This window comes from Streptomyces tendae, assembly GCF_014650435.1.
Classification (GTDB): Bacteria; Actinomycetota; Actinomycetes; order Streptomycetales; family Streptomycetaceae; genus Streptomyces; species Streptomyces tendae.
Map to the genome: position 1 here is coordinate 439,750 of NZ_BMUY01000007.1, position 12,736 is coordinate 452,485.

The following is a 12,736-nucleotide window of genomic DNA, read 5'->3' on the forward strand; positions in this document are numbered from 1 at the left end:
GTGGTCTTCGGCGCCTGCTGGGACGGCGTACGGTGGGGGACACCGACGCGGGGTGGAGCAGCTCGGTAGCTCGCTGGGCTCATAACCCAGAGGTCGCAGGTTCAAATCCTGTCCCCGCTACTGCCGAAGAAGCCCGGATCTACACGATCCGGGCTCTTTCGCGTTCCCTGGACGATCCTCACCGCGCCATCTGTTTTCTCCCGCCTGGCGCCGCCGCGTCGGCACAGGTCACCATGGATACGCGCGTGTCGGGGCCGTGACATCCCCTCAGCGGCCGCTCAGCCCTGCACACAGTGAAGAAGGTGGTGGGGTGTGGTCGGCGTGGCTGCTTCGGGGACCGGGGGTGGCAGGTGCGCGGACTGAGCGTCGGCACGACCCCCGCGCCGTCCGCAACTCGATGGGCTGCACGAGAGGCCCGGCACTGAATTGTCGTACAGTTCGGACCTCTGCGAACGACGTTGGTAGGCGATCCGCTCCGGTCGCCGCCAGGCGAACTGGTCGGCCTCCTTGGCTGTGCCCGGCCGACTGCCGTCCGGCAGACGGCCGGACTACAAGTCCACTGGAAAGTAGTCGCCTTTGTGGAGATTGCAGATCCAGTGGGAGAGCTGGACGTTGAGCAGCGTGTGCTCGCCCCCTGCGGTGAGCGGGATGCGGTGATCAAGGGTTGCGCACCACATGTCGGGCCAGGCCCGTTCACGCTCGACGGCCGTCTTGCATATCTGGCAGATCCAGCCGTCGCGTTCGTACACCGCGAGAGGATCCAGACGCCCGACGGTGGCCTCCAGGCCCAGCTCGCGCATCCGGGCGGCGTAGCTGCCGGCCGCACGCGACACGCGCTGCAGGCGCTCGGACCGGGCTGCGTAGGCGGGTGTCCACAGCCGAGGCACGGACTCCTTGCCGCATACGAAGGCTGTCCAGGTGTACTCCTGGTCCGTCTCGTCCACATCACGGATGATTTCCGTGTACCACCGCCACGTCCCGCCCTCTGCTTCGAAGGGCCCTAAGGTGTCATCCAGTGGCTTCAGGCCCAGGAAGGCTCCCAGGATCAAAGACGTCGGAGTCCACGTATGGTCAGTCAGGTAGTAGAACGCCGCGCCGGTCTGCGTGTGGACGGACAGCGCCACCTGCTCCAGTTGCCAGCTGCTGCCGCTGTGCGGTCTCACCTGCCAGGGGATGGCGTAATCCGGCAGATCGACGGCGCGGTGGACGGCGATGACGGAACCGTGCCGTTCCACCACGTCGCCCGGCTTGGGCGAGTAGCCCTGGATCTCATACGGAAAGAGCGAGCCAGCAGGCAGAGTGCGAAACGCCCGCGCAGGCCGGGCGCCTTGAGGATCGGGTGAGAACACGGGCGGCCGGGTGATTTCCCCGCGCTCGATGCGGCGGTTGAAGCGCCGATTGAGAATCAGATTGCAGCGGGGCGAGCACACGTGCCGGTCGCGGTGCTTCCAGTGCGCCCTGGCCGGGACCGGCTCCCCGCAGACTTGACACGGTTCTCCGCCCTTGGCGCGCTCGCCGGCCTTCAGTTGCTCATCGCGCCAGTCCCAGTAGGCGTTGTCGTTCCCCACCCGGCCCCCTCTCCCTCGGCCACCATAGGTCACGCCCGTCCAGCCGTACGGTGTGGTCCTGATGACTTGCCCTTTGAGATGACCACCGTGTGGCATGCGCCCGGCCTGTACGCACAGTGATCGCCCGACCGTGAGCCTCACAGCAGGGAGACGCTAACTGGCGCAAAAGGGGGAGCTGTTGCTTTGTGTCCCTCTAGGATGATTGCCTGCGATGAGTGCTCAGGTGCCTCATCCGCACGCGTAACGCCCGCACGCCACGCCCCTGCCCGTCGCCCGGCGGAGCGGGGAGATACGGAGCAGCTCGACCGTGCACCTCATCCGCTTCTCCGCGTGCGGGTTCCGCTCGCTGACCCATGTGCAGGACATCCCGGTCAGCAGCCCGACGATCCTGGCCGGCCGCAACGACGGCGGCAAGAGCGCGGTCCTGGCCGCGCTGGCCTTCCTGCTGGGCAAGCACCGTCTGACGGACGAGGACCGCACCTACCAGCAGGACGAGGGCGTCAAGGGACAGCGCTGCGCGGAGACATGGGTGGAGGGCGTCTTCCGCTTGGACACCGACGAGCAGGCCGCCGCCCCCTTACCGGCGGAGCTCCGCATCCGGCGCCGTTCACGGGCCGGTGAGGCGGCGTGCTGGGAGTTCTTCGGATCGCAGCCCGCCGACAGCCGTCTGCAGGGCCTGGGTCGGCTGATGAAGAAGGACCTGACCGAACTGGTCGCCGAGTTCGGACTTGCCCCGTCGGGCACGCTGAAGGAAGACCTGCTGGCCGCGCTCACCGCACACGCCGCGACCGTCCCGCAGACCGAGCAGTGGCAGCCGCTGCCGAAAGACCTCGAGGCACGGCTGCCGCGGCTGCTGGCGTTCGGCGGCAAGGACGAGAGCCCGGACGACGCGGTGCGCACCGCGCTGAGCAGCTGCTACGAGACCCACCTGGAGGACGAGACCCTCCAGGGACAGGTCCGGGAGATCGAGAAGGAGATCACGCAGCGGCTGGAGAAGGAAGCGGACTCCCTGTGCCGGCACATCCGCCAGCACTGCCGTGAGTTCGTCGGCGTGGAGGTCAAGCCCGAGGTCTCCTTCAAGGGCGGCTTCAAGAGAGCGCCGCTGGAGGTCTCCAAGGCCGACGGCGAGCCTGTGGATCTGACCCGCTCGGGCCAGGGCAGCACCCGGCGCATCGCCCTCGCCGTGTGGGAGTGGACCAGCAGCCTCCTCGAAAGCAGTGAACTCGCCGCGACGGGGGAGCAGGACGAGCCGCAGCCCACCCAGACCATCGTCGTCTACGACGAGCCCGACACCCACCTCGACTACCGCCACCAGCGCACCGTCATGGACATCATCCGCAAGCAGTGCGCCCTGCCCCACGTCAGCGTCATCGTCGCCACCCACTCGATGAACCTCATCGACGGCGTCGACATCGCCGATGTCGTCCACCTCAAGCTCAGCGACAGCGGCCGCACCCTCGTCGAGCGCCTCGACGGCGACACCCACGACGGCATCGACTTCCACCTCGGACAGATCGCCGCCGCGGTGGGACTGCGCAACTCCGTCCTGCTGCACGAACGCTGCTTCCTGGCAGTCGAAGGCCCCACCGAGCAGCAGTGCGTGCCCCTGCTCTTCCGCCTCTCGCAGGGACTGCCCCTGCAGGCGGCTGGCATCGCCCTGTGGGCCTGCGACAACAACGAAGGAGCACTCCACCTCGCGGGCTACCTCGTCAAGCACCATCGCACCGTCATGCTGATGGTCGACGCCGACAGCCGCGCAAATAAGCACTTCAAAACCGAGAAACTCATCAAAGCCGGTCTCGACCTCACCAAGCAGGTCTCGTACGTTGGCGAGAGCCAGGGCTACAACGAACTGGAAGAGCTCTTCAGCGACCTCCAATGGGCAGTCGCCGCCAACGCCCACTGGCCCCGCCCCGAGGGCCAGCCCTGGAGCGCCGAAGACTTCAGCGAGCACCGGGGCGGCAAGTTCAGCGAGCGCATCCTCTACATGATCAAACAGCAGGCCGCAGAGAGCAGCCCCAACGGCAAGGCCGACATGCTCTACGCACTGGTGTCCATGCTCACCACCGCCGAAGAGGTCCCCCAGCAGCTACGGGACATCTTCACCGAGGTGCAGGCCCTCGCCTGCTGACCTGCTGCTGCGTTCGCCGCTGCAGCATGCGCTCCTTGCGCTGCTCAGTGGTCGGCGCCGTCCAGGCGTGCCATCCGGCCTCCGCAGTCCATTGCCGCGCGTGCGCGCGGGCTTCGATTCCGCACCACCGGCAGCCCCCGGGCGCCACAGTGTGCTCGGTCCTGGCAGAACGCGATAACGACATCACATCCTCCTTCCCCCACTGCTTATCTTGCCTCCTGCCACTGACAATCACCCTGCGAGCCGCGTCCGGCTCCGCCACCCGGCCACGCAGACGAAGAAACCTCTCCCTCGCGTGTCGCGCCTCCGAAACAAGACCGTTTATCGGGAAAACCGCCCGTAGCTCCCACCACTCTGGTTACGGTCTGTGCCCATGAGGTTCCTGCACACCTCGGACTGGCATCTCGGCCGCCGGTTCCACGGGGAAGATCTGATCGACCACCAGCGCAAGGTCCTGGACCACATCTGCGCCACCGCCCGCACCCAGAAGGTGGGCGCCCTGCTGATCGCGGGCGACATCTACGACCGTGCCATCCCGAGCCTGGACGCGGTACGCCTGTTCGACCGGGCTCTGCACCAGCTCGCCGACCTCGGCATCCCCACCGTCATGATCAGCGGTAACCACGATTCGGCCCACCGTCTCGGTACTGGCTCCGGCCTGTACGCCAAAGCCGGCGTCCACCTGCGCACCGACCCCGCCGACGCCGCCCGCCCCGTCCTCCTCGACGACGAGCACGGACCCGTCGCCGTCTACGGAGTGCCCTACCTCGAGCCAGCCCTGGCACGCACCCAGCTGGACGCCGAGACAGCCTCCCACCAGGCCGTTCTCACCTCAGCACTGGACCGCATCCGCGCTGACCTCGTCACCCGACCGGGCACCCGCTCCGTCGTCCTCGCCCACGCCTTCATCACCGGCGCCACCACCAGCAAAAGCGAACGCGACATCAGCGTCGGCGGCATCGCCCACGCCGGCGCCGACCTCTTCGACGGCATCCACTACACCGCCCTGGGCCATCTCCACCGCCCGCAGAGCGTCAACGACCGCATCCACTACAGCGGCTCCCCACTGGCCTACTCCTTCTCCGAGACCAACCACACCAAATCCCTTACTCTGGCCGACCTGCCGGCCGACGGCGCCCCCACGATCACCCGCCACGACATCCCGGCCAGCCTCCACCTGCCGCTGGCACGGCTGACCGGCCGCATCGAAGACCTGCTAACGGATCCCGCACACGAACCTCACAGCGAAGCCTGGCTGCAGGTCACCCTCACCGACACCGCCCTCCCGTACGAGGCGATGGCACGACTCAGACAGCGCTTCCCCAAGACGCTGGACATGCGGCACATGCCCGCCGGCATCCCGGCGCAGGCCACCGACAGCCCCACCTACCGCGAACGGGTACGCGGCCGCGGCGACCTCGACATCGCCCACGACTTCATCACCGCCGTGCGCGGCACCCCACCCACCACCGCAGAGGCAGAGCTCCTCCAAGAGGCCGTCGACGACATGCGCGTGCGCGCCCAGGAGAAGGAAACCGTCTGACATGCGTCTGCACTCCCTGCGCCTGCAGGCATTCGGCCCCTTCGCCCGCCGGCACACCGTCGACTTCGACGCCCTGTCCGCCGACGGCCTGTTCCTCCTGCACGGCGACACCGGCGCCGGCAAGAGCACCCTGTTCGCCGCCATATGCTTCGCCCTCTACGGCCTGCCGCCTCACGAACGCAACATGCGGCTGCGCAGCGATCATGCGCCCGCCAACCTGCTGACCGAAGTGACCCTGGAAGTAACCCTCGCCGGCAAGCGCCTGCAGATCCGCAGAATCCCCGCCCAGAAGCGACCCCACCTGCGCAACAGCGCAGAACTGGTCGACCAGAAGGCCGAAACCTACCTGCACCAGTGGGTCCTCGACGAACACGGACACGGCCAGTGGGAAGGCATCATCAAGTCCCACAAGGAAGCCGGAGAAGAGATCAAGTCCCTCCTGCGCCTGACCCGGCAGCAGTTCTGCCAGGTCGTCCTGCTCCCGCAGAACGAGTTCACCAAGTTCCTGCGCGCCGACGCATCCGAACGCCGCATCCTGCTCGGCACCCTCTTCGGCACCCGCCGCTTCGGCCTCATCGAAGAATTCCTCGCCACCCGCAAAACCCTCACCGCCAAGACGCGCGACGAGGCCCGCGCCGACGTCCTGCGCCTGGCCGAACGCATCCAGCAGGCAGCCGGCGACGACCTCGAACCCGCCCAAGACGCCCCCCGGGCCGACGACCCCGCTACCCTCACCGCACCCGCCCGCGCCTGGGCCAGCGCCCTGCACCGCCAGGCCCTCACCCTCCAAGACGCCGCAACCACCGCCACCGAGACCGCCGAGCAGCAGCTGGCGCAAGCCCGCATCGCCGAACAGGCCGTCCGCGACCTCCACCGTCTCCAGCAGACCCACCGCACCACCGCACACGACCTCAGCCTGCTCCACGAGCAGACCGCCCACCACGACCGCCTCGCCGACCGCCGCGAGCGCGCCGTGAAAGCCCAGCAACTGCAATCCGTCCTGGAGACCGCACACACCGCCGACCTCAAGCACACCCGTGCCCTGGACGACGACAGCCGCGCCCGCGCCCTTCTGCTGCCCGAAGACGCATCACTCGACGCCGCCGCCCTCACTCACGCCGCGCAGCAACTGCACGCCGACACCGGCGCCGTCCAAGCGCTGCTGCCCGACGAGGCCACCCTCCAGCGCCACACGGCAGAACTGGCCGCACTCGACCGCGAGCGCCAGCAGCTCACTGAAACCCTCACCGACGCCCAGGAACGGCTCAACACCCTTCCCCAACGCCGCGCCGCCCTGGCCGCACGCCTGGAAGACGCGCGCAGCGCACAGGAGACCAGCCGCGAACTCACCCCCACCCTCAATCTCGTCGAAAAGCAGCTGGAAGCCGCCAGACGCCGTGACGCCCTCGACCAGCAGATCAGCGCCGCCCGTAAAGTCCTCAGCCGGGCCGAGAAGGACTTTGAGCAAGCCGCGAAAACGTACATAGACATCCGGCGCCGTCGTACAGACGGCATCGTCGCCGAGCTCGCCGGCCGGCTCGTCGACGGCGAAGACTGCCCGGTATGCGGTTCCCCCACCCACCCCGCACCCGCCACCGCCCAGCCAGGCCAGCCCACCGCCGCCGACGAACAGGCCGCCGAAGCAGCCCACACCCGGGCCCAGCAGAGCGAGAACAAGGCCAAACAGACCCTGGCCCACCTGAACGAACAGGCCGCCACGGCACGCGGTGAAGCCGGCGGCGACACCCCCCTCGCCGACCTCACCGCCCACCGCACAACCCTCGAACAACACCTCGCCGACGCCCTCTCCCAGGCATCCGACGCCGGACCGGCCAGCGAACAACTCGCCCTCCTGGAAAAGGAACAGGCCGAAACCGAGCACACCCGCAACACCGCAACCGCACGCCTGGGCGCCGCCGACGCAACCTACGACAGCCTGCACACGCAGCGCGAAGAGCTCACCCACCGCCTCGCCACCGCCCTCAACGGGCACGCCACACTCGCCGACCGCATCACCGCCCTCACCCAGCACGCCGGCCGCCTCGAGGCCGCCGCCGCGTGTGCCGCCACCGTGACAGCAACCGCCGCAAGCCGCCACAGCGCCGCCGCTCTGGCGGAGCAGGCAGCCCACGCGGCAGGCTTCACTTCCCCGGCCGAAGCCTCGGCCGCCCGCCTGCCCGACGACGAACTCACCGCGATCGAGAGCCAAATCACCCACTGGCGTGAACAGTGCCTCGTATTGACCGCCCGGCTCGCCGAACCCGAACTGCAGGCAGCCATCGACCAGCCTCCGGCCGACCTCGAGCACGCCGTCACCGAACTGAACACTGCCACCGCAACCCACTCCCGCACGGCAGCCCTCGCCACCCAGGCCGCCGACCGGACAACCGCCCTGGCCACCCTTACCGCTCAGCTGGACACCCACATCCAGCGCCTGGAACCCCTCGAGGACACCTACCGCACCGTCGATCACCTCCACGGCCTCATCAGCGGCGGCTCACCCAGCAACCAGCTCCGCATGCAACTGGAGTCCTACGTACTGGCAGCCCGCCTCGAAGACGTCGTCGACGCCGCCAACACCCGCCTGTCACGCATGTCCCACCACCGCTTCACCCTCGTCCACTCCGACGACAGAGCCGCCCGAGGCGCCAAATCAGGCCTGGACCTCAAGGTCCTCGACGCCTGGAGCGGACACAAACGCCACACCGACACCCTCTCCGGCGGCGAATCCTTCTACGTCTCCCTGGCCCTCGCCCTGGGCCTGGCCGACATCGTCACCGCCGAAGCCGGCGGCCAGGCACTGGACACCCTCTTCATCGACGAAGGCTTCGGCACCCTCGACGAAGACACCCTCCACCAAGTCCTCGACGTCCTGGACTCCCTACGCGCCCACGACCGCACGGTCGGACTCATCAGCCACGTCCCCGAACTCCGCCGCCGCATCACCCAACGCCTGCACATCTCCAAGAACATCGACGGCTCCACCCTCACCCACCTGACCGAAGCGGCCGAATGACCCCACGACGGACGCCGGACCCGCCCTCGCCGACGAAACGCAAGCCCCAGGCCGCGCACACTCACTGATCTTCAACCTGCCGTCGGCCCAAGGCGTAGCCACAACCGCCGGGGCTGCCTGTACCCCTCTCGGCGCCGCCGAGAAAGGCAGCCCCACAGCGCTCCCGCGTCGAAAGCCGCCCATCCCTGAAGGCACCCGACCTGCCTCCCAGAAGGAGCGCATCGAACACGTACTGCTTCATGCCATTTCTGCATGTGATCGAAGTGACGGAAACAGAGCACCGCGGTGCATGAGCACCTGCATCGGCCACCGCAGCCGTACCAGAACACGCCAGTCCAGTCCGGATGACAGGAGTTTCCGCAGATCCGAGAACCACTGTCCCGCATGTTCGAACACCGCCGGACCCGTGACCGCATCACGGCGCGTTTTCGAGGCACTGCCCGAGGCCTCCGCTGATCAAACCGGCGGATTTGTCAGTGCCTGCTGCTACACCAATTCCCAGAGATCAGACCGCAGTTGGCGGCCTGACGACACGGAGGAGGAAGCAGTGGCGAAGCCGCCCGAGGGCTACTACAAGGTGCGAAGTCATTACCGACGCAAACCCCGCCCCAGCGGGAAGAAACTGAGCGGCTGGTCGATCGCAGGGCTGATCGCGGTGGTGTGGCTATGGAGTCAGCTCATCGGCTTCGGAGAGGCCTCCCCGACAACACCGCAAACCCCTACACCATCAGTGTCAGCGAGCGTGGGCCACTGATGCCCCGCCGCTCGCCCCGGCTACGCCCACCCCGCGGCGGCAGGGAACAGGCCGCCGCCGCGGCCGTCGCCTGCGCCGCACTCTGGCTGCTGGCCAAGATCGCCACAGCCACATGGCAGGCAGCCGTCCGCATCTGGCCATGGCTCGCCGTCCTCGCGGCTCTCGCCCTCGGCTACGCAGCCTGGCGGTTCATCCGTGAACTGCAGGCCCGGAAGGTACGGGCCCAGACGCTGGCCCGGCTCCGGATCACGCTCGCGCAACTCGACGCCATGGACGACCGGGCCTTCGAGTTCGCCCTACGTGACCTGCTCCTCCGGGACGGCTGGAACGCACGGCAGGTCGGCCGACAAGGAGACCAGGCCGCAGACGTCATCGGCGAAGACCGCCAACGCGGCAGAATCGTCCTGCAGGCCAAGCACACGACCGTCGCCGGCAAGGTCGGCTCCTCAGTGATGTACCAGGTCAAAGGCACCGCAGACCCCGCGCACGGAGCTGATATCGCAGTCGTGGTCACCAACGGCTCCTTCACCCGGGACGCCAAAACATGGGGCGAACGCCACCAAGTGCACTGGATCGACCGCGACCGCCTGCGCCGGTGGGCCGAACACGGCACGCCCCTGCAAGACCTTCTGCGCCTGCCCACGCCACGCAAGACAGCCTTCCGCCGGGCTGCCTGAAACCAAGCGGAGAAAGCCCGAGCCCCGAGCCGCCGCCCCCTATCCGCCTCCGACAACACTGATCATGGGGCGCGCATGGGCTCGCAGCGCGCCCCCGCCAGAGCAGAGACACTGCGCTGCACCCCTGCTGTACGCGAGAATGAACGCGAGTCAGCCCCTCCTGCATGCCGAGGAAACGCGCGATGACCGCCAGTCCCACCGCAACAGAACACCCCGGGCGTCTGGTCCTGCGCACAGACCAGCAGGAGGGCCTCGCCAACACGGTTCGCCACCTGCGCCGCCCGCGCACCCGCGGGCACGCCGTCTCGGCCTGCGGCACCGGCAAGACCCTCTTCGCACTGCGCGTAGCCGAGGAACTCGGCGTGCGGCACCTGGCAGTGGCGGTGCCCAGCCTGGACCTGGTCGCACAGTGGGCAGCGGCCGCCCGCGCAGACGGCCGCCGCGAGCCGATGATCACCGTCTCCTCGCTACGCGCCGCCTCCCACCCGTTGCTCGCCGAGGCCGAGGTCGACTCGGCCAACGCGGGGGAGTACCTGGCCTACTGGCTCGGCCGCCACCCCAAAGCGACGGTCTTCTTCACCTACGACTCGCTGTCCAAGATCGAAGAGGCCCAGCACTCCGCGATCTTCCCCGCCCCCCTCTTCGGCCTGCTGGTCGTGGACGAAGCCCACGCCACGGCCGGCACCTGGGAGAAGAACTGGACTGCGCTGCACGACAACGAGCGCATCCCTGCCGAGCGCCGCCTCTACCTCACCGCCACCCCCTATGTGTGGGACGCCCCCCGCCTGACCGAGCCGCCCACCACCAGAGCGCAACCCAAGCGCACCACCGCCACCGCACCCGCCTGGGACGACCCAGCCCTGCTGGCGACCATGGACCAGCCGCAGATCTTCGGCCCCCGCCTGCACACCTACTCCCACGCCGACGCCATCGATGACGGCGTCCTCGCCGACTACCAGCTCGTCGTCCCCACCGTCACCGACACTGAACTGCACAACGCGCTCACCGATCCTGAAGCCGGGCCCACCGCGCGCCGCACCACCGCCCTGCACTTGGCCATCCTCAAAGCCATGCGCGAGCAGGACCTGCGGCACGTGTTCGTCTACTTCCAGCAGATCGCCGACGCCGCCGACTTCGCCCGCCAGTTCGCCCACACCCTGCGCACCCTCCCCGACGAACTGCACCCCGACTGGGCGGACGACGTCGTCGTGCAGTCCATCGACGGCACCCACAGCCCCCACCGGCGCGCCGACACCATCGCCCGCTTCAGCAACGCCGAGCGAGGCGTGCTGGCCAACGCCAAGGTCCTAGGCGAAGGCGTCGACCTGCCGGCCGTCGACGCCGTCGTCTTCGCCGACCGCACCGCCAGCGTCCGCCGCATCGTCCAAGCGCTCGGCCGCGCCCTGCGCAAACCACCCACCCTCAAGACGAAGACAGCCAGCCTCGTCATCCCCGCCTACATCCCGCCCGGCACCGACCCCACCGACCTCCTCGGCACCCCCTACGAAGCCCTCTGGCTGGTCACCGCCGCCCTGCGCCACCACGACCAGACCATCGCCGCCCGCACCCCCCGGGCCAAGAACCAGCATCCCGCCCGCGACTCCCACACCTACATCACCCGCCGCTTCCGCTTCGACCACACCCTCGACCCCACCGCGATCGCCCGCGCCCTCGACCTGCTGGTGTGGCCCTCCAGCGGCGCCGTCCTGTCTGCTCCCCGCCGCGCCGGCCTAGCCGCCGCCATCCGCTACCAAGGCGAACACAGCCACCTGCGCGTGAGCGCCGACTACGAAGACGCTTACGGCTACCGGCTGGGGCAATTCATCACCGGCCAACGCACCGCCTACCAGGCAGGCGCCCTCGATCCGGCATGGATCGCCGAGCTCGAGGATCTCGGCATGATCTGGGACGACCACGAGGCCACCTGGCAAGGCCACCTGGCCACCGTCGAGGCCTTCCACGCCGAACACGGCCACCTTGCCATCCCCACCCAACTACCCGGCGGCCAGTTCCTTGCCAACCAGCGCGCCCTAGCCCGAAAGGACCGCCTCACCCCCGACCGCGACAACCAGCTCACAGCCCTCGACCCAGACTGGAAACTCCCCTACGGCCCCGACTGGCATCGCAAGTACCATCTGCTGCGCCGCCACTTGGAAGCCGGCAACCACCCCAGCACGCTGCGCCGCGACACGGTCATCCACGGAGTGAAGGCGGGCAGCTGGCTACACCGCCAGCTCACCAGCTGGCCCGACCTCGACCCCGGCCAGCGCGACCTGCTCGCCCGCATGGGAATCACCCCCGACCGCGCCCTCCTGGAACAGAAACACGCCGGGGGCAGGCCGAGCACATCGCGGCGGCGCACGTTCGCGCAAACCACCGAGATCCTCGGGCTCTTCGTGGCACGGTGGGGACGCACCCCCGGCGCCCGAGAGTGGATCGAGGTGGACGGCGACCGTGTCATGATCGGTCCCTGGCTTGCCAAGGTCCGCACCAAGCTGAACAATGATCAACTTCCCTCAGAGCAAGAAGAGTTGGTGTCCGCTACCCTTGCCGAGCACGGCATCGATCTGGTCCGTGCTCCTGGGACCATCGGACCATCAAGCGGCTGAGGTTTGGCCGCTGAGCTCAGTGCGACAGCAGACGCGTTCGCCCGCTCCCGGGTCCCATTCTCCAGTGAGCGGGGGAGTGGCAGAACTCGAATACTCCAAAGTTTTGGAGACAAGGAAGCAGCGGCACACAGGATTGGCACGGCTCGACGTTCTAGTCGTAACTGACGAGCCGTCACCAAAAACCCAGTCGAGTAGGCCAACGCCCGCCGCCTCCTGCTGCTAGCCGAATTAACCTGCACCCCAGTCATGTTGGACTTGAAAAGCGAAGGCGAGTCGGGGAGGAGGCACGATCGCGGAGCGATCGGGACACCGCACCGACGATCCAACTCGATCCGCGGAGCGGATCCGGTCCCGGAGGGACCGAGCCCAGCACCCGCGGAGCGGGTGCTGAACCGACGCGTAGCGTCGGCGCGTCGTTCCTGCGGAGCAGGACGCGCG

Annotated in this window: 6 protein-coding genes and 1 tRNA gene; 6 read left to right on the top strand and 1 reads right to left on the bottom strand. The window is 68.4% G+C overall.

The genetic code is table 11. The features are described from left to right. Positions 1–46 precede the first annotated feature (46 nt). Positions 47–120: transfer RNA gene (locus tag IE258_RS21175), tRNA-Met, on the top strand. 428 nt (positions 121–548) lie between these two features. Here the strand turns inward: IE258_RS21175 and IE258_RS21180 are convergent. After that, on the bottom strand, positions 549–1,568 hold the full coding sequence (locus tag IE258_RS21180) for an HNH endonuclease (protein WP_189745738.1): 1,020 nt from the start codon (positions 1,566–1,568) through the stop codon (positions 549–551). Between the two features lie 307 nt (positions 1,569–1,875). Here IE258_RS21180 and IE258_RS21185 point away from each other — a divergent pair, with 307 nt between their 5' ends. The 5 genes from IE258_RS21185 to IE258_RS21205 all read left to right on the top strand — a co-directional run bounded on the left by IE258_RS21185 (position 1,876) and on the right by IE258_RS21205 (position 12,298). Next, the gene (locus tag IE258_RS21185; RefSeq protein WP_189745740.1) at positions 1,876–3,699 is read left to right on the top strand and encodes an ATP-dependent nuclease; all 1,824 of its coding nucleotides are present in this window, start codon (positions 1,876–1,878) and stop codon (positions 3,697–3,699) included. A gap of 373 nt (positions 3,700–4,072) precedes the next feature. Further along, on the top strand, positions 4,073–5,242 hold the full coding sequence (locus IE258_RS21190; RefSeq protein ID WP_189745742.1) for an exonuclease SbcCD subunit D: 1,170 nt from the start codon (positions 4,073–4,075) through the stop codon (positions 5,240–5,242). Between the two features lies 1 nt (position 5,243). Then, positions 5,244–8,258 carry an AAA family ATPase gene (locus IE258_RS21195; RefSeq protein ID WP_189745744.1) on the top strand — a complete coding sequence of 1,005 codons (3,015 nt, stop codon included), beginning with the start codon at positions 5,244–5,246 and terminating at the stop codon, positions 8,256–8,258. 753 nt (positions 8,259–9,011) lie between these two features. Beyond that, positions 9,012–9,689 (top strand): restriction endonuclease, encoded by a 678-nt coding sequence (locus IE258_RS21200; RefSeq protein ID WP_189745746.1) that lies wholly within the window; start codon positions 9,012–9,014, stop codon positions 9,687–9,689. Between the two features lie 182 nt (positions 9,690–9,871). Further along, a complete protein-coding gene (locus IE258_RS21205) occupies positions 9,872–12,298 on the top strand; it encodes a DEAD/DEAH box helicase (RefSeq protein ID WP_189745748.1) in 2,427 nt (808 codons plus the stop codon). The last annotated feature ends 438 nt before the right edge of the window (positions 12,299–12,736 follow it).